General features: G+C 39.8%; 11 protein-coding genes. 5 read left to right on the forward strand and 6 right to left on the reverse strand.

The annotated features are described in order from the left end of the window. Nucleotides 1–7: 7 nt before the first annotated feature. Entirely contained in the window at nucleotides 8–1,885 is a 1,878-nt protein-coding gene (locus tag TEGAF0_RS07285; RefSeq protein WP_264897348.1) for an ABC transporter ATP-binding protein, read from the forward strand. A 59-nt stretch (nucleotides 1,886–1,944) separates the two neighbouring features. Here the strand turns inward: TEGAF0_RS07285 and TEGAF0_RS07290 are convergent, their stop codons facing one another. Together TEGAF0_RS07290 and ileS are read right to left on the reverse strand one after the other, a co-directional pair. Then, nucleotides 1,945–3,000, reverse strand: coding sequence for a TraR/DksA family transcriptional regulator (locus TEGAF0_RS07290; RefSeq protein ID WP_264897350.1), 1,056 nt, complete (start codon nucleotides 2,998–3,000; stop codon nucleotides 1,945–1,947). A 5-nt stretch (nucleotides 3,001–3,005) separates the two neighbouring features. After that, the gene (gene ileS, locus TEGAF0_RS07295; protein ID WP_264897351.1) at nucleotides 3,006–6,383 is read right to left on the reverse strand and encodes an isoleucine--tRNA ligase; all 3,378 of its coding nucleotides are present in this window, start codon (nucleotides 6,381–6,383) and stop codon (nucleotides 3,006–3,008) included. Between the two features lie 108 nt (nucleotides 6,384–6,491). Between ileS and TEGAF0_RS07300 the strand changes: the two genes are divergently transcribed. Both TEGAF0_RS07300 and TEGAF0_RS07305 read left to right on the forward strand, forming a co-directional pair. Next, nucleotides 6,492–7,484 carry a 2-hydroxyacid dehydrogenase gene (locus TEGAF0_RS07300; protein ID WP_264897352.1) on the forward strand — a complete coding sequence of 331 codons (993 nt, stop codon included), beginning with the start codon at nucleotides 6,492–6,494 and terminating at the stop codon, nucleotides 7,482–7,484. Nucleotides 7,485–7,501: 17 nt separating this feature from the next. Further along, entirely contained in the window at nucleotides 7,502–8,590 is a 1,089-nt protein-coding gene (locus TEGAF0_RS07305; protein ID WP_264897354.1) for a hypothetical protein, read from the forward strand. A 72-nt stretch (nucleotides 8,591–8,662) separates the two neighbouring features. Here the strand turns inward: TEGAF0_RS07305 and TEGAF0_RS07310 are convergent, their stop codons facing one another. Further along, a complete protein-coding gene (locus TEGAF0_RS07310; protein ID WP_264897356.1) occupies nucleotides 8,663–9,586 on the reverse strand; it encodes a helix-turn-helix domain-containing protein in 924 nt (307 codons plus the stop codon). 80 nt (nucleotides 9,587–9,666) lie between these two features. Next, nucleotides 9,667–13,293 (reverse strand): chemotaxis protein CheB, encoded by a 3,627-nt coding sequence (locus TEGAF0_RS07315; protein WP_264897357.1) that lies wholly within the window; start codon nucleotides 13,291–13,293, stop codon nucleotides 9,667–9,669. 254 nt (nucleotides 13,294–13,547) lie between these two features. Here TEGAF0_RS07315 and gyrB point away from each other — a divergent pair, with 254 nt between their 5' ends. Together gyrB and TEGAF0_RS07325 are read left to right on the forward strand one after the other, a co-directional pair. Continuing rightward, complete coding sequence (gyrB, locus tag TEGAF0_RS07320; protein ID WP_458574892.1) at nucleotides 13,548–15,548, forward strand: DNA topoisomerase (ATP-hydrolyzing) subunit B; 2,001 nt, start codon at nucleotides 13,548–13,550, stop codon at nucleotides 15,546–15,548. A 65-nt stretch (nucleotides 15,549–15,613) separates the two neighbouring features. Then, nucleotides 15,614–15,820: a hypothetical protein gene (locus tag TEGAF0_RS07325; protein WP_264897358.1), complete on the forward strand. Its 207-nt coding sequence runs from the start codon at nucleotides 15,614–15,616 to the stop codon at nucleotides 15,818–15,820. Between the two features lie 76 nt (nucleotides 15,821–15,896). Here the strand turns inward: TEGAF0_RS07325 and mfd are convergent, their stop codons facing one another. Both mfd and TEGAF0_RS07335 read right to left on the reverse strand, forming a co-directional pair. Beyond that, nucleotides 15,897–19,322, reverse strand: a complete 3,426-nt coding sequence (mfd, locus tag TEGAF0_RS07330) for a transcription-repair coupling factor (RefSeq protein ID WP_264897360.1) — start codon at nucleotides 19,320–19,322, stop codon at nucleotides 15,897–15,899. 41 nt (nucleotides 19,323–19,363) lie between these two features. Beyond that, nucleotides 19,364–19,744 carry a hypothetical protein gene (locus TEGAF0_RS07335; RefSeq protein ID WP_264897362.1) on the reverse strand — a complete coding sequence of 127 codons (381 nt, stop codon included), beginning with the start codon at nucleotides 19,742–19,744 and terminating at the stop codon, nucleotides 19,364–19,366. Between the last annotated feature and the right edge of the window lie 158 nt (nucleotides 19,745–19,902).

Here is a 19,902-nt window from a genome sequence, read left to right on the forward strand (position 1 = left end):
AAGGTTTATGGGTGTAAAATTAGTTACTTTGCCTTGTTTCACCATTTATTCCTGTATGAAGCGATTTGAGCGGATCCTGTTTTACCTGCGTAGTCAACGAAAAAACATTGTATTATACGTGCTGTTTAACCTGTTGTCTATTGCATTTTCATTGATTTCACTGGTGATGTTGGCTCCTTTTTTGGGTCTATTATTTGCCAAAGAAAAATTAATAACTACAAAACCTAATTTGCGTTTTCCGCAAGACGGTGCGGATGCGCTTTTGGCACATTTGAAATATTACCTCAGTGTATTAATACAGGAAAAAGGGGAAGTATATGCTTTAGGCGCCATTTGTATTGTGATTATCATTGCAATCTTTTTTAAAAATGCATTTACCTATTTGTCTTTCCGCGTACTGGCTCCCATGCGCAATTATGTGATGACTAAACTCCGTTCCGATTTATATGCCAAGATTTTACAATTACCGATTGGTTTTTTTACGGAGCAGAAAAAAGGAGATATCATCAGCAGAATGAGCAATGATGCCAATGAAATTGAATGGAGCGTAATGAGTACCCTAGAGGGTTTAATCAGGGACCCGCTGAATATTCTGATTATTCTAAGTGTGCTGGTATACATTAGTCCTGTATTGTCTGTTTTCTTGTTGGTACTGCTTCCTTTAACGGGATTTATCATTGGCAGAGTAAGCCGTTCCTTAAAAAAACAATCCACCGCTTCAGCAGAAGAATTGGGTAGCTTAATGAGTATTCTGGATGAAACCCTGGGTGGTTTACGTGTAATAAAGGCTTTCAATGCAGAGAAAATTCTACGCAATCGCTTCTTTACAACGAATAATAATTTGAACCATATCCGTAATAAAATGAATTTCCGAAAAGACCTGGCATCGCCTATGTCTGAATTCATGGGAGTGATGGTACTTAGTTGTATTTTATGGTTTGGCGGAAGACTGGTACTGAATAATGAGGCAGGACTAGAAGCAACAGGCTTTATCAATTATATCGTCATTTTTACGCAGATCATTAATCCGGCCAAGTCTTTGTCTACCGCATTTTACAATGCACAAAGAGGTAGTGCAGCTATTCAAAGAATTGAAGAAATCTTACAGGCACCCATCTTGGTTACCGACGAGCCCAATGCCAGGGAACTCACCAGCTTCAATCATTCTATTGAATTTAGGAATGTAAACTTCTCTTACAATGAAACCCCTATTCTCAAAAATATCAACCTGACAATTGAGAAGGGTAAAACCATTGCCCTGGTTGGATCTTCCGGCGCAGGAAAAAGTAGTCTGGCCGATTTGATTCCACGCTTTCACGATGTTAGTGGCGGAGAAATTTTAATTGATGGCATTAATATTAAAGAATATTCATTGCATAGCATTCGCGCATTAATGGGCATTGTAACACAGGAGCCTATTTTATTTAATGACACCATTGCGGGAAATATTTCATTGGGAGTAGACAATGCCCAACAAAATGATATTGAACAAGCTGCTAAAGTGGCCAATGCACTGGATTTTATCAGGAAAAAAGAAGATGGATTTGAAACCAATATTGGTGACAGGGGCAGCAAGTTGAGTGGCGGAGAAAGACAAAGGGTAACCATTGCAAGAGCAGTTTTAAAAAATCCTCCGATCTTAATTTTAGATGAAGCTACTTCCTCTCTAGATACCGAAAGTGAAAGACTGGTGCAGGATGCTATCAATAATATGATGCAGAACAGAACTTCCATTGTAATTGCACACCGCTTAAGCACCATCCGCCATGCCAACGAAATCATTGTTTTACAAAAAGGAGAAATTGCAGAAAGAGGTAACCACGATGAACTACTGTCTAAAGGAGGAATTTATAAAAAACTGGTGGACATGCAAGAAGTAAAATAAAAATCCCGGCTACTAAGTAACCGGGACCATTATCATTTGTTTGTTTTGTATTACTGGAATTAGTCCTGATTGGGCTTGACCAATCCCAACTTTGCTTCCAGACTTAAAGTAGCATGAGGAACAGCACGTAATCTTGCTTTGTCAATTAAACGTCCGGTAACTCTGCAGATTCCGTAGGTTTTATTTTCAATACGCATGATGGCTTTTTCCAGATGATCAATATAGGTAATCTGACGACTAGCCATTTGACTCAACTGTTCTTTTTCCATACTCATGGTTCCGTCTTCCATTGTCATGTAACGGGCATCATCATTGTCTCCGCCCATTTCATCTTTACGGGTAATTAATCCCTGTAGGTAAGCCAACTCTTTTTTAGCAGCATCCAGTTTTTTATTGATAATCTCTCTGAATTCAGCCAAATCAGCATCATTGTACTTTACCAACGGCCCCTGAGGTTTGGGAGCTTCTACTCTTTTTTCCAACGGAGTATATCCGGGGTTATAAGTTACACTTGATTTAGTGTTGATCTTAGGAACTTTTACTTCTTTAATTGGACCAGGCACTTTTTTTACTGGCTTTACCGGGGGAGCTGGAGGCGCTTTAGGAGCTGGCTTCTCTACTACCACTGGTTTTGCAGGAGCTGGAGCAGGCTTAACTGCTGCAGGTGCTGGTTTAGCAACTGGTTTAGCAGGTGCCTTTACAGCCGCAGGTTTTGCTACGGGCTTTGCCGGCGCTTTTGCAGCTGGCTTTGCCACAGGTTTGGCTGGTGCTTTCGCAGCAGGCTTTGCTGTTGGTTTTGCCACAGGTTTGGCTGCTGGTTTAGTTCCCCCTTTAACCGGCGCTTTGGCAGCAGGCTTTGCCGGTGCTTTTACAGCTACCTTTTTTGCTGGTGCTTTCGCAACAGGCTTAGCAGCTGGTTTTGCTGTTTTAGCAGGTGCTTTCACAGCAGGCTTTGCTGCGGGTTTGGCCGGTGCTTTTTTTGCAGGGGCTTTTGCAGCTGGTTTTGCAACAGCTTTAGCTGGCGCCTTTGCAGCAGGTTTTGCTGCAGCTTTGGCTGGAGCCGCCTTTACAGCTTTTTTGGGAGTTGCTTTGGGGGCTGGTTTCTTTGTAGCCATAGGTCTTATCCTTTTTTGTTTACAACCACGTTCAGGGTAATGTCATTTACTTCAATTGGTGTACCATTCTCAATATTGGTCTTCCATTCAATGCCATCTGCCAGAATTTCGCGGCAAATATAGTCGTTAAATTTAATAATAGAAGGCTTAAGGGGGGTACCTTCAGGTAACTCTACGAATATACGGTCTGTTAATTCAAATCCGGTTTCTTTTCTAATATTTTGTATTCGATTGACGAATTCCCGTGCTTCACCCTCCAGTTTAAGGTCTTCTGTTAGGGTAATATCTAGGGCAACTGTCAATTTCCCTCTGGAAGCCACACTCCAGCCAGGAATATCTTCTGCAGTAATTTCTACATCTGCCAGTTCAATAGTAAAATTCCCGTTGGATAAAGACAGCTGACAATTTCCATTTTGTTCAAGGCCGGCAATCTGTTCCTGAGAAAATCCGGCAATCAGCCCAGCAGCTTCTTTCATGGATGCTCCCAGTTTGGCACCTAAGGTTTTGAAGTTGGCTTTTATTTTCTTGCTGATAACGCCCTGTGTTGCCGTAATGTATTCTATCTCTTTTACGTTTACTTCTGCCTTAATCAGTTCTTCCATTTTTTCCAACTGCGCTTTCATCTGTACGTCCAATACAGGAATCATTACTTTCTGCAATGGCTGACGTACTTTGATATTTACTTTCTTTCTAAGTGATAAAACCAGCGAGCAGGTTTCTTGCGCCAGTTCCATTCTTTCTTCCAACGAAGCATCCACCATATCAGTGTTGTAAACTGGAAAGTCTGCGTGGTGTACAGAACCCACATCAAATCTATTGGTAACTGCATTCAGTTGATTGAACACTGCATCACTAAAGAATGGTGAAATAGGGGCAATTAAACGAACGATGGTTTCTAAACATTCGTACAAAGTTTGATAGGCACTGATTTTGTCTGTTTCATATTCACCTTTCCAGAAACGTCTTCTGCATAATCTTACATACCAGTTACTCAATTGCGCATCTACGAAATGCTCAACGGCTCTTCCTGCTAATGTGGGTTCAAAGTCGTTCATGTATTCGGTTACTTCTTTCACCAGACTATTTAAAGAAGATAAAATCCAGCGATCTATCTCAGGTCTTTCCGCAAGCGGAATTGGAGCTTCCTTATAAGAGAATCCATCTACATTGGCATACAGACAGAAAAACTGATAGGTATTGTACAGGGTGCCAAAGAACTTTCGCTGCACTTCCTGAATACCTGCTAAATCAAATTTTAAATTATCCCAAGGAGAGGCATTGGTAATTAAATACCAGCGGGTAGCGTCTGCTCCATATTTTTCAATGGTTTCAAATGGATTTACCACATTACCCAGACGCTTACTCATTTTATTGCCATTCTTGTCCAACACCAGACCATTACTTACAACTGCCTTATAAGCTACTTTGTCAAATAACATTACACCCAAAGCGTGTAAGGTATAGAACCAGCCGCGTGTCTGATCTACCCCTTCTGCAATAAAGTCTGCGGGGAATGCTTCTCCATTATCTATTAAATCTTTATTCTCAAAAGGATAATGCCACTGTGCATAAGGCATGGCACCACTATCAAACCATACATCAATCAAATCAGGCACACGTTGCATGGGTTTTCCAGAAGGACTCACCAGAATAATTTCATCTACATAAGGTTTATGTAAATCCAGAATGCCCTGATGTAAATAATTCTTGTTGATATCTCCACCCAATACTTCATTGGCTTTACGAATGCCCTCATTCAATTCTGCAATAGAGCCAATACAAACTTCTTCAGATCCGTCTTCTGTGCGCCATACAGGTAAAGGGGTTCCCCAGTAACGGCTTCTGCTAAGGTTCCAATCTACCATGTTCTCCAACCAATTACCAAACCTCCCTTCTCCAGTAGATTTGGGCTTCCAGTTAATGGTTTTATTCAGTTCAACCATTCTATCTTTTACAGCAGTGGTTTTTATAAACCAGGCATCCAGCGGATAATACAATATGGGTTTATCTGTTCTCCAGCAATGCGGATAACTGTGTTCGTATTTCTCTACTTTGAAAGCCCTATTCTCTTTTTTTAGATGCACACAGATGTCTACGTTTACATCCACATAGTTTGCATCGTCCTTATAATTTTTTACATAACGATTGCTGAAAGGCCCCAAACCGTCTACGAATTTTCCTTCCTTATCAACCATTGTTAAAATGCCGATGTTAAACTTTTTGCCTACTTTAAAGTCATCTGCACCAAAAGCTGGTGCTGTATGTACAATACCAGTACCATCTTCTGTAGTAACAAAATCACCGGTGATTACCCTGAATGGTTTTGCATCCGGAGTGATGGCCAGAATTTCTTTAATAGAATTGGCCTCGTAAGGCAATAACTGATCGTATTCCATGCCTGCGATATCAGTCCCTTTAAACCCGGACAATACCACCCATGGCAAAATTTTGGTTTTTTCATTGACACCATCAAAAGAAGCATTCTCCCCCTCTGCTTTAAAATACTTACCCATCAAGGCTTTGGCAAGAATCACATTTACCGGTAAAAGGGTATAAGGGTTTACTGTTTTAACCAACATATACTCAATATTGGGTCCTACAGTAAGGCCAAGATTAGAAGGCAAAGTCCAGGGAGTAGTAGTCCATGCCATAAAGAAAACTTCTTCTGCAGCAATGGCAGGATTGGAACTTTTCAATTGTTGATACCAGGCAGCCTGCTCCAGAGAAGCCTGTGTTGCTTTAAACATAGCTACTGCAGAAGTATCTTTTACTTCTTTGTAAGTACCTGGCTGATTTAATTCGTGTGAGCTAAGACCTGTACCAGCAGCAGGAGAATAAGGCTGGATACTTACACTTTCATACAAATATCCTTTTTTATACAACGTACTTAAAATCCACCAAAGGGTTTCAATATAGTCGTTCTCAAATGTTACATAGGGTTTTTCTAGGTCTACCCAATAGCCCATTTTGGTAGTGATATCATCCCATTCTTTCTTATAACGAAGTACCGCTTCTCTGCATTTTTTGTTATAGTCTTCAATGCTGATTTTCTTTCCGATATCTTCTTTGGTAATTCCCAATTCTTTTTCAACTCCCAGTTCAATGGGCAAACCATGCGTATCCCATCCACCTTTTCTCTTTACCTGAAATCCCTGCATGGTTTTGTAGCGGCATACCATGTCTTTCAATGTTCTGGAAATAACATGGTGTATACCCGGCATACCATTTGCACTAGGCGGCCCTTCAAAAAAAACAAAGGGTTTTTTCCCTTCCCTCAAAGCAATACTTTTCTCAAAAGCAGCATTGGCTTTCCAGCCTGCCAAGACTTCTTTTTCAATCAAGGGTAAATTTAATCCTGAAAATTCTGCATACTTCGCACTCATAGTATTCTGCAAATAAGGGTTTAAAAAATTCGTGCGAAGGTACGAATACTGACACGAATAATAACAGTTACCGGGGCTATGCATCGGCTTTCTGGGCTATATTTGGGTATGAAAATTGTTTTTTTTAGTTCTCAACCATACGACAAGCAGTTTTTTAACCAATTGAATCAACAGGGGTATGAATTAATTTTTCAGGAAACCAGCCTCAATGAACAATCTGTAAAGCTGGCTGCCGGCGCAAAAGCTGTCTGCGTTTTTGTGAATGATAAGGTGAATGCCGGTATTATTGAGCAATTAGCCAGTATGAAAGTGGGGATAATAGCCTTGCGTTGTGCCGGATTCAACAATGTGGATTTGGAAGCCGCTAAAGCTGCCGGTATTAAGGTATGCCGGGTTCCCGCCTATTCTCCTGAAGCTGTAGCAGAGCATGCTGTAGCTATGCTGCTAACCCTTAACAGAAAAACCCATAAAGCCTATAACAGGGTACGTGAGCAGAACTTTGCCCTGCAGGGTCTGCTGGGATTCAATTTGCATGGCAAAACCATCGGGGTAATTGGGACTGGCAATATTGGCAAAGCTTTCTGTAAAATCATGTTGGGATTTGGCTGTAAAGTGATGGCATTCGATTTAATTGCCAACCAGGAATTAATGGCAGCTGGGGTAGACTATCAGCCCCTGGTTGAAGTATTAAAGGCAGATATCATTTCTCTGCACTGTCCTTTAAATGAACAAACCAAACATATCATTCAGAAAGACACCATTGCCCTGATGAAACATGGAGTGGTTATTATCAATACCAGCAGAGGCGGATTGGTAAAAACAAAGGATGCTATTGATGCGCTAAAGTCGGGACAAATCAGTGCTTTAGGTATTGATGTATATGAACAGGAAGAAAAAATATTTTTTAAAAACCTGTCAGAAGACATTATTCAAGACGATGAAATTCAAAGGTTAATGAGTTTCCCTAATGTTTTAATTACGGCACATCAGGCATTTTTTACACAAGAAGCTTTAGAACAAATTGCTACAACAACGTTAAATAATATCCAGCAATTGAGCGAAAACAGTAACTTAATACCTCAGGCAGCATTATTGACCTAAATTTTATCTTTACCAGAATGAAAGGATTGTATACATTGATTGCTTGGGTGGGTATTTTTGCCCTTGGATTTACTTCCTGTTCCAAGGAACTCAGCTCAGAAGGACCTGGATTTGGGGGGAGTGCTTCCGGCACATTACTCGACAGTTTGGGTAATTGCCAAGCAGCTGTTGTAAAAGGACAGTATAAAGAATTGGAAACCCTTTCCGACAGCAATTATATCCTGATTAAGGTGAATTTTACAACTCAAGGCAAGTACATTATTTTCTCTGATACTACCAATGGCATGTGGTTCAGGGATTCCGGATTTGCTTTTGTGCAGGGCGCCAATACCATTAAGCTAAAAGGAAAGGGACAGCCTATTTTGCCGGGCACTTTTACCTTTCAGATTAATTTTGGCAACAGCGCCTGTCTGGTTGATATTACCACCATTGGCAGCGTGAACAATGGTTCTTCTACTACCGATTATCTGCCCACACGTGCAAATGGATATATTGATTATGAATTAACCCCAGCATTTGTTTCCAGCGGTTCAACTCCCATTCCTACATTCAGGTCAACTATTGCCAGTTCTTTATCTCAGGGAACTTATAAAAATGTAGCCAGAAACTATACGCGCTATAGCACCAGTATTGGGGATCAGTTGTTTGCCAGAAAAGATGGTTCCGGTAAATACTACCAATTCGGAACCCCTGAATTTGATTACTTATACATTTACGATACCATCGTTAATAATGAACGGATGGACTTTGTTTACCTGGATGAATCCAGAAATCCCGGACAGTTTTTCGACACAGATAGTTTACGAGTTGGTTTCTTTGACAACAATACCAACGCAATGGTTTACGGATGGGCTAAGATCAGGATTACTACTTTGTATAAAGGGAGACAAATGTCTTTGTTGGGCACATTGTACACCGATATCATTACAGTTAAAAGAGAACTATATTTCAAGTCTGATATGTCCAGTAGTTTTACCCCTTTGAATTTAGTGGCCGAACTTTCCTATGCCAAAGGAATTGGCCTAGTAGACCAGCGAGTATTTGAAGCTACTGCATCTGGCACAACGGTGCAATCCATTACTATCAAAGGCTGGAATGGGTTATAGAACTTCAATATGCTACAATATTGAACTGCGGTGGCGAACTTTTATAGTCTAGGTTAAAAATGCCAACTAATCCTATTTCAAAAGTTCACAAGGCTTTAGACCTGTATGTTTTTTAAAAGCAGCGGAGAAATGAGAAATAGATGAATATCCCAGCAGTGCAGAAACGTCCGTAACGCTTAAGCTTTTTTCATATAACAAATACTTGGCGTGTTCCATTCTTTGCTGTTGATAAAAATCGAATATGGTAGTGCCAAATACTTCTTTGAATCCTTTTTTCAGATAGCATTCGTTCATGGCAACCTTGCGGCTAAGTTCCTTGATGGTAATTGGATCACCAATATGTTGTAATAGAATATCTCTTGCCTGATATATACGCTCTTTACCGCTGTCATCAGCCAGAAACTTACAAGCAAACCCTTCTTCTTTTTCGTGCACCAAACAGTCCATACTGTACAGCAATAACTCGTGCACTTTAGCATTCACGTAAATATTTTCCATTGAACCAGAATAGCTATGGTTCAACAGTGCATCCAGTACATTTCTGTTTCGAATACAAAGTGGGAATATTTTGGTAAACGCGTTCGGATGCTTAAAGGCCAAAACTTCGTCTTTGCGGTTGGCCAACTTTACATTGTGAACGAATTGTTTCAGGAAACTGGCAGTAAAATGGAAAGTAAACACGTCCATGGTATGCATTTTACCACTGCAATTCATGGTGGGCAGCTCGCTACAAGCACTACAACTTCTTTCTGCACAATATTTGTTCCCGGAAATACAAAAACGTAGCTCTAGATAATTATCCTTGGGCTTTTGCTCATTGTAATGATAAACCAGCATGCCGCTATCATCCGTGATCCAGGCAGGCTGGGCATAGTAGCGCCGAATCGTATACTGAATAGACCCTGGGATGTTTTGCTCTTTTTTATAGAGCAATTCCATTCCGGCATCCAATCCACCCTTTTGGGCCTGCTTTAATATGTCCATGACTGTATTCATCCAACGGCAAAATTAATGTATAAACATCTATTGGGCAAATAACAATGCTACGAGACTGTTAAGGCTTCGCAAAACCTGGGTTAACTCATGTTCAATTGCCTGGAAAATGGCAGTTCAATAATCAAGGTAGTTCCCTGACCTGGCTCACTCTCCATCTTAATACTACCCTGCATGGCTTCCACCTGTGTTCGTGTAATGAATAATCCCAGCCCCTTAGCATCTTTATTTCCGTGGAAGGTCTTATACATCCCGAAGACTTTATTGCCATTTTTCACGAGGTCAATCCCCATTCCATTATCCTGAATAATGAGCTGAGTGGCATTTTCCAGTTGAACCAGCCTCACATTAATATAAGGTACCTGATTGGGTTTACGGTATTTGATGGCATTGGTAATCAGGTTCAGTAAAATACTGTCCAGATAAGCAGGATTGGCCTGAATAATATCAGATTCGGAAAAATCATACATGATTCTGGCATTAGCATCTGCTATAGTTAAACTTAAACTATTCTCAACCAGCTTCATTGCCTGCAGTATAGAGATATTCTTGATGAGAATATGATCATTGGTTTGAATGCTGATGGTTTCATTCAGATTAATCAGAGTTTCATCCAAAGAATTAGCTACCGTTTTGATCATTCCAAAAAAATCTTCTCTCTCTTCCAGGGGAAGCGCTTCTGCTAAAGAGACCAGACCTTTCAAATTGGCTACATGGGATCGGAAATTATGGGAAAGAATATGGGCAAATTGAATTAACCTGTTTTTTTGTTCCATGTTAATATTCAATTGCGCCTGTAGCTCTTCCTGTTTTTTAATCAAAGAAGTAATTTCATGACCAAGACATAAAATCTCGAAAAGTTCACCACTTTCATTACGCAATAATTTAAACTCCCACTGGCTATTGATAATGCCATTGGGGCTGGGTTTTCGCAGATTTACCCAAACGGATTTTTCAGGTTCAGCAAAACATTTTTCCACCGCTTTCATGCAAGCTTCATGGTCATCGCCTAAAATAGATTCCAACGAATTCTTACCTAACCAGTCTTCCAATTTCACACCGAACATTTCAGAGAAATACTTATTGAAATAAGTGTAATTCCCCTGCAAATCGGTTTTTACTACATAGAAAGAATTGTTTTCGATAATGGACTTATTATACAAACTTTCCTTCTCAATAATACGCTCCTTGTCTTCAAGGGTGTTGTACAGATTGCGCAAATGAGTTACATCCACAAAAGTAATCACCACCCCGTCCACTTTTCTATCTAGTGTTATGAATGGACTGATTCTTCGGATATAATATTTGCCTTCGTCATCTTTTATTTCATCTTCCAGTGCCACAACTTCATTCAAAGACTTCACTGAATCTTCAATCATTTTTAGTCTAATATCTTCTTTAAATGTGGCCGCAAAATTGGAAATAGACCTGCCTATATCTTTATCATTTAATTTAAAATGCTTCTGAAGAGAGGGAGTAAATTTTCTAATTCGCAGGTCTGCATCCAGAAACAAGGTACCTACATCGGTGCTATTGAATAAATTATTGGTATCATTATTCAAAATATTGAGTTCCTTATTTTTTTCTTGTAACTCATAATTGACAGTGTACAATTCCTCATTAACAGATTGTAATTCCTCATTGGTACTTTGCAACTCTTCATTAGAAGCCATTAACTCTTCATTAGAAGCCTGCAATTCCTCATTGCTGGTTTCCAATTCCTCTACCACATTTTGCAACTGAACTTTGGTTTGAGAAAGTTCTAATTCCAGTTCCTTCATTTTCACATCCTGTACTTTTTCAAAAGGAATTTTCGAAAACTCAATTTCTTCTGTTACCGGTATTGATCTATCGCTAAACTGAATCAGGAAACAATCTTTCAATCCATCTGCCTCACTCAATCGCTGAAGTTGAATATCAAATGACTTTTGCTGATCAGAGGTTTCAATCTGTATTTTTTTTATTACCAGGATTTTATTCTCTTCCTGTAATGACTTTACTTTCTCCTGCAAAACTGTAGCAGTTACTTCATCAATCAATTTCAACAAATTGCGTTGAAATACCCCCTCTTTAAATTGAAGGTATTTGCCTGCATCCCCCTTGATATAAAGAATGTTAAACTGCGCATCAAAAAAGATACAGGAAGGACTATAGGTATTACTTAAAAAGCGATAAAAAACTAGCTCTGTCTGTTCTTTGATGGTTTGTTCCGATTTGGTTTCTCTTTCTTTGTTGCCTCTTCCAATCAACATTCTTGGACTCATTTCCGGATGTTCAAAATAAGGAGTAGGCTTTTCTGTAGCAGTATTTTTAAAGATTTTTGCTTTCTGATCTACCACACTAAAATAGCCACCAATATCACTGATGGATTCACTTAATCCTAAAAACAGGTACCCCCCGGGATTCAATGCAAATAATAAATTGGTCAGCACTTTTTGTTGAGAAATTACATTCAGGTAAATCAACATATTTCTGCATGAAACCAAATCCATTCTGATAAAAGGGGTGTCCTTAATGGCATTGTGACTCGAGAATACCATTTTATCCCGGATGCGTTTGATAATCTGGATACTGTCTACATTTTTGATGAAATAAGTATCCAGGTATTTTCTATCTAGTTCAGAAATGTTTCCTATATGAAACTTTCCAGATCCAGCAATTTGTACGGCATTATTATCAACATCAGTTGCGAATACTTTGAAGTCGTTTCTAATCTGATTAGCCTGTATGTATTCATCCAATAAGATAGCAATAGAGTAAGCTTCCTCTCCTGTTGAACAAGCTACCACCCAAACTCGAATGATATCATTGGGTTTTTTATTATGAAACAAGGCAGGTATCACTTCCAACTTTAATTTTTCAAACGCTTCCCTATCCCTGAAAAAACTAGTTACCCCAATCAGAAAATCTTGTTTCAGTAAAACCACTTCTTCTGGTGAGCTTTTCATTAAATCGAGATAATCAATCAACTGCTCCTTATTTTTTAAGCTCATTCTTTTCTCAATCCTTCTGACCAATGTGTTGCGCTTGTATTGCTTAAAATCAATGCCTGTGCTGCGATTGATTTCTTCGAGAATACTTAGGAATAAATTGTCGTTTTCTTTGTCATTTACCAGATCCTTTGCTAAACTAATATTCGGAATCTTTTCCAGTATTTTAGCCATAGCTTCCGGCTCGGAAATAAACTCAGCCAACCCTGAGCTGATGGCTGCATTGGGCATCCCATTGAACTGCGCGGAAAGAGGATCCTGCACCAGAATAATCCCACCCGATTCTTTAATGGTTTTGATACCTCTGGAACCATCGGAACCGGTTCCAGATAATATAATTCCAATGGATTTTTCTTTCCATTCTTCTCCTAATGAATGAAAGAATATATCGATAGGCAAGTTCAAATTGTGTTTGGGTGCTTTTTCTAGTAATAAAAGCTTATTGTCCTTTATAACCAGATTTTTATTCCGATGGGTCAGATAAATGCAATTGGGATGTACTTCCTGCTGATCTTCTGCTGTGTAAATCGGCATTTCGGTATGCTTGGCCAGTAATTCCGGCATTAAACTCTTGAAATCAGGAGACAGGTGTTGGATAATTACAAATGCCATTCCTATATCCGGAGGAATTTGATTGAATAATTTTTGTATGGCGTCTAACCCCCCAGCTGATGCCCCAATTCCAACTATGTAGAAATCGCTGGCTTTAGAAGTACTCATGAAACTCAATTTTTCGATAAAGTCATATGACAGTCATATACAATATAACATTAATCCAGATGTGTTCAAATTACACATCTACATTTAATATTTTTTTAAGCTACTAAGTGCTTGCTAATGAAACAGTTGATACAAATAATTCTGCAAAAAAGAGGATTAGCAGCCCCATATAAAATGGGGAAAACTCAGTCTGTAAAGCAGTTAAAATCCCCCCGAAATCGCCTACATTTGTAAGCTTGCAAAAAATAACCAAAATGCAAGTGAGACAAGACTTTATGAGCGACGAATTAGAACAACAACACGCAGCAGAAAACAAAAATTACGGGGCAGATAGCATACAGGTTTTAGAGGGATTAGAAGCGGTTCGTAAAAGACCAGCCATGTACATTGGCGATGTGGGCGTTAAGGGCTTGCATCATCTGGTGTACGAAGTAGTAGACAACTCTATTGACGAAGCCCTTGCGGGTTATTGTAAAAACATTTTTGTTACCATCCACGAAGACAATTCCATTAGTGTTCAGGATGATGGACGAGGTATTCCAACTGCCATGCACTCCAAAGAAAAAAAGAGCGCATTGGAAGTAGTTATGACCGTACTGCACGCAGGTGGTAAGTTTGATAAAAACACATACAAGGTTTCCGGTGGTTTGCACGGTGTAGGGGTGAGCTGCGTGAATGCGTTAAGTACCAAATTGCTGGTGACTGTTCAGCGAGAAGGAAAAATATTTGAACAGGAGTATTCCATTGGTGTTCCTAAATATGCAGTCCGTGAAATAGGCACTAGCGAAATCACTGGAACAAGAGTTCATTTCTGGCCAGATGCCAGCATTTTCCAGGAAACAGTTTACCGCAAAGAAATACTTGAGGGTCGCTTGAGAGAACTGGCTTATCTGAATCGTAAAATAAACATTACGCTTACCGATTTAAGGGAGCTGGATGATGCTGGAAATGCCTACACCAATCACTTCTATAGCGAAGGTGGTATTATAGAGTTTGTAGAAATGCTGGACAGAAATGCCAACAGAAATCCGATTTTAAATGCCCCGTTATTTGTAGAAGGCCATGATGAGGCAACGAATGTTGCGGTTGAAGTTGCCTTAACGTATAACGACGATTTTAAAGAGAATATCTTCTCTTATGTAAACAATATCAATACCATTGAAGGCGGTACACACGTCACTGGTTTCCGTCAGGCTTTAACCCGTGTATTCAAAAGCTATGGCGATAAGGAGGGCTTATTTGAAAGAGCAAAAGTTACAGTAGAAGGAGATGATTTCAGAGAGGGATTAAGTGCTATTATATCAGTTAAAGTACCCGAACCTCAATTTGAAGGACAAACCAAAACTAAATTAGGAAATAGTGAAGTAAGCGGGGTTGTTCAAACAACAGTGGCCCGCGCTCTGGAAGCTTATCTGGAAGAAAATCCCAAAGAAAGCAAGCAGGTAATTTCCAAAATAATTCTGGCTGCGCAGGCAAGGGTTGCGGCAAAGAAAGCCAGAGACATGGTGCAGAGAAAAACGGTATTATCCGGGGGGGGACTTCCGGGAAAACTGGCAGACTGCAGCGAAAAAGATCCGGTTAAATGCGAACTGTACCTGGTGGAAGGAGATTCAGCGGGTGGTACTGCCAAACAAGGCAGGGACAGAAGCTATCAGGCAATTTTACCCTTGAGAGGTAAAATTCTGAATGTGGAAAAAGCCATGGAGCATAAGATCTATGAAAACGAGGAAATTCGTAACATGTATACTGCATTGGGTGTTACCGTTGGAACCCCGGAAGATCCTAAAGCTCTGAACACTTCTAAGCTTAGGTATCATAAGCTGATTATCATGACCGATGCCGATGTGGATGGATCGCATATTGCCACCCTTATTCTGACCTTTATCTTCCGTTATATGAAGGAATTGGTTGAACAGGGTTGTGTCTACATTGCTCAGCCTCCCTTGTACATGGTTAAAAAAGGAAAAGAGCAGGAATACGCCTATAGCGAAGAACAAAGAAAGGGCCTTATTGAAAAACTGGGTGGAGGAAAGGAAGACAGCGTTACCATTCAGCGATACAAAGGATTGGGTGAAATGAATGCTGAGCAACTTTGGGAAACCACTATGGACCCGTCCAGAAGAACCTTGAAAAGAGTAACCATTGAAAGCGCCGCTGAAGCAGACCGGATTTTCAGCATGCTGATGGGTGACGATGTGGCTCCCAGAAGGGAATTCATTGAAAGTCATGCCAAATACGCCAGAATTGACGTTTAGGCAAAAAAGCAGTATCTTGTTTATCTAACCCAAACCCTATTCATTAAAATTAAATTCAACAGACAATGGACACTTCAAAAATGATTAAAGCATATTGCCTTAAAACAAAGGAAAAAAATGTACCCATGCACGACGCTGTTGTCACCAAAACTGCCAAAGGCGGTTATATGGCTGGCGGACATGATGGCAAAGGCAATAAAATGGCAGCCATCCTAAGTGAAGCGAAAGCTTTACAGGCAATTGCAGATGGCGTTGCAAAAAAAGGATTCTAATTCCCGCTTTAAAAAGAAACTGAACCCCGGCTTGTCCGGGGTTTTTTATTTACCCCTATCAGCTGATTGATAAAGGTTAGGGTGCGGCTTCTTGTACTGGTTTAGCTAAAACAGTTGTATGCATCTGAGTTAAAAAACGATGCATTTCTTCCATCCCTTTTATGGGCTCAACAACCAACAAGAACACTTTACCGGTTTGCTTCAATTTTCCTTTATTGGTTCCGGTTTGAAGGAATGCCAGTACATTCTTAAATAAGTTGGATTCAAAATAAGGAGAGTCTGGCTTATTGATGAAATAACAACGCAGCACTTCGTCTTTCAAAGTCATTTTTTCGAAGCCCATGTCTACTGCTAGCTTCCTGCATTTAACGGTTGTAAACAAGTCCTCAACAGCAGCGGGGACCGGACCAAACCGATCCTGCAGTTCGTGATGGAAAGTATCCAATTCTTCCTCATTTTCACAATTGTCTAGGCGGGTATACAAAGACAATCTTTCTGTGATGCTTTCTACATAACTATCCGGTATCAATATTTCCAGATCTGTATCAATGGTACAATCGCTAACAAAATCGTCCTGCTTACTAATTTCTTCCTTGAACAAATCCTTGAAAGAAGATCGCTTCAGTTCTTTGATGGCTTCTTCCAGAATCTTCTGATACATTTCAAAACCAATCTCGGCCATGAATCCGCTCTGCTCCCCTCCCAGCATATTACCAGCACCTCTGATATCCAGATCACGCATGGCAATTTGAAAGCCACTTCCTAAATCACTGAATTGCTCCAGTGTCTGTAATCTTTTTCTGGAATCAACCGGTAATGTGCTGATTGGCGGAGCCAATAAATAACAGAATGCTTTTTTATTGCTTCTGCCTACCCTTCCTCTTAACTGATGTAAATCACTCAAACCAAATTGGTGTGCATTGTTAACAATAATAGTATTAACATTTGGTATATCTACCCCACTCTCTACAATATTGGTACAAACCAATACATCGTATTTGCGTTCAATAAAATCGAGAATTTTTTCTTCCAGTTCATGACCTTCCAATTGGCCATGTGCATAGCCTATACTCAGATCCGGACAAAGTCCCTGAATTAAGGCACTCATTTCTGCCAGACCCTGAATCCGGTTATGAATAAAGAAAACCTGTCCTCCTCTTTCTGTTTCAAAATAAATGGCATCCCGAATAAAATCATCATTAAACACATGCACTTCAGTCTGTATGGGCTGACGATTTGGTGGAGGTGTATTAATAATGCTTAAATCTCTGGCGCCCATCAAACTAAATTGCAGGGTTCGGGGGATTGGGGTTGCCGTTAAGGTTAAGCAGTCTACGTTTGTTTTAAGTGTTTTCAATTTTTCTTTGTGTGCCACTCCAAATTTCTGTTCCTCATCAATAATCATGATGCCCAGGTCTTTGAAAGCTACTTCTTTGCCCAATAAACCATGTGTTCCCACAATAATATCAACCTTGCCTTCCTTAAGCCGTTGAAGGGTTTCCTTCTTTTCTTTGGCCGATTTAAAACGATTGATATAATCTACTGTTACCGGAAAATCCTTAAGTCTATCCTTAAAAGTTTTATAGTGCTGAAAAGCAAGAATGGTTGTAGGCACTAAAATAGCAGCCTGTTTGCCGTCTACCACCGTTTTAAATGCCGCCCTGATGGCAATTTCTGTTTTACCAAAACCCACATCACCACAGACCAGACGATCCATTGGTGCTTCTTGCTCCATGTCTTTTTTTACGTCTGCAGTAGCTTTACTCTGGTCGGGTGTATCCTCGTAAATAAAAGAAGCTTCCAATTCGGTTTGCATATAATTGTCTGGTGCATGTGCAAATCCCTTCTGCGCCTTTCGCTGTGCATATAATTTAATAAGGTCAAAAGCAATTTCCTTCACTTTTGCCTTTGTCTTCTCTTTTAACCTGTTCCAGACATCACTACCCAGTTTGTTGATTTTGGGGACGGTTCCCTCCTTACCTGTATACTTTGAAATTTTATGTAAAGAATTAATATTTACATACAGGATATCGCTGTCTTTATAAATGATTCTTACCGCTTCCTGAATTTTTCCATTCACTTCCAGTTTCTGTAAGCCACTATAGGTACCCACACCATGATCAATATGGGTTACATAATCGCCAGGCTGTAAATCACGAAGTGTTTTTAAAGTAAGCGCTTTGTTTTTGTTGTATGCCTGCTTAACACGGTACTTATGGTATCGCTGAAAAATCTGGTGATCTGTATAACAAACCAGTTTTAATGCATGGTCAATAAATCCTTCATGAATACTCGTACCAACAGGAGTAAATTGAATTTCGGTTTGTAAATCTGTAAAAATAGTATGCAATCTTTCCAACTGCTTTATCTGATCGGCAAAGATGTAAATGCTATAACCCGCTCCCTCCAAGGACTTCAGGTCTTTAATTAACAATTCAAACTGTCTGTTGAAAGCTGGTTGTGGTCTTGTTTCAAATACCAGTTCCTCTTTAGTCAGTTGTGGTTTAAATCCAAATTCAACCAGTTTCTTCTGTAGCAGAATGGGCAACAGATTGCTTGCGGCAATAAAATCTGCCGGGGATACTGACTTTAATATATGTTGCTCTTCCTCATCCTGCTGTTTGCTAAAATATCCTTCCGCCTGCAATTGGAGAAATCCTTCTAGGTCGGACGCTTGTGTTCTTATTTTCTCTTCAATTACATCCCAGTCTTTCATCCAGATAACAGTATTCTCGGGCATAAACTCAAACAAAGAAATTTTTTCGCCCGCATCGGCACCCGCCGTATCTGGTAAAATATCAACGTTCGGAATGATATTTACCTGCAATAATTTTCGCTCACTCAACTGCGTCTCCGGATCAAAAATTCGAATACTGTCAACTTCATTACCAAATAATTCAACCCGATAAGGCTTCTCATTTCCAAAAGAGTAGATATCCAGAATTCCCCCTCTCAAAGCAAACTGACCGGGCTCATAAACAAAATCTGTGCGTTCAAAACCATACATCACAAACAAATCCATCAGGCTTTCCGGCTGAATGGTATCATTGGTTTTGATACTGATAATATTGCTACTAATGGTTCCCGGAAGAATAACTTTTTCAAAAACAGCTTCCGGATAAGTGACTACTATTTTTTTATTTCCCCCGCCAGACAATTTGGTTAATGCCTCTGTCCGAAGCATCACATGAGAACTGTTGAGCAAACGAAAGTTTTTCCTGTTTTTAAAACTAGAAGGGAAATAAAATAAATCTAATGCGCTGGTAAGATTTTCAAGGGTATTGTGAAAATAAGCGGCTTCTTCAGCATCATTCAACACAATCAGATGATTCAGGTTTCTCCCATCTTCATGCTGAAATACGGCACTCACAATGAACTCTGCACTACTTCCCTGTAAATTTTTTAGATACAACTGCTGAGGATCGGCATAGTTTACCCGTTTCACCAACTGTTCTACCAGGGGTGATTGCAGGTATTGATCCATTAGATGCGGCAAATTCATGATCACGATCCTTACAAAAGGAGTGCAAAGATAGGGGATGCCTAATAGCTGGCTGCAAAATTCACAAGTATATTCAACTCAGTCAACTTGCCTTTTTCAACCGTCACCAGATTGATATTATTTCTGATATCAAATTGGTTGGCAAAAAACTGCTGACCCGCCTGAACAAAAACCGAATAAGTCCCTTCTGGCAATTTAGCAATATAAGTACCCGTGCTATCTGTGTCTACCGCCATAACCAGCTTGGTATAAATATTGGTAAATAAGGGGCCTTTATTCCATTGCTGTACTTTGGTCAGATCTGTTGGCTCATAAAAAAATACCGTTGTAGGGTAAGGTTTGGGTTCAGCAGCAGGGGCACCGATTCTGGGCATTTGGTTGCCTTCAACTGTCATAACAGAGCCCTTAACTCCTTGTAACACGGGCTCAGTTTTCTTTTTTTGTGGAGGTTTACAAGCCAAGAAAAGAAAAAAAGATAAAACGGCTGAAAAAAGAAAAAATCGCATACTACATTTTGAACCTTGAAAGTATCTAATTTAGAGCAGAATAAATTAAGAAAAGCTGTATAAAAGCTAAAAAA

It is taken from the genome of Sediminibacterium sp. TEGAF015 (genome assembly GCF_025997995.1).
Taxonomy (GTDB): Bacteria; Bacteroidota; Bacteroidia; order Chitinophagales; family Chitinophagaceae; genus Sediminibacterium.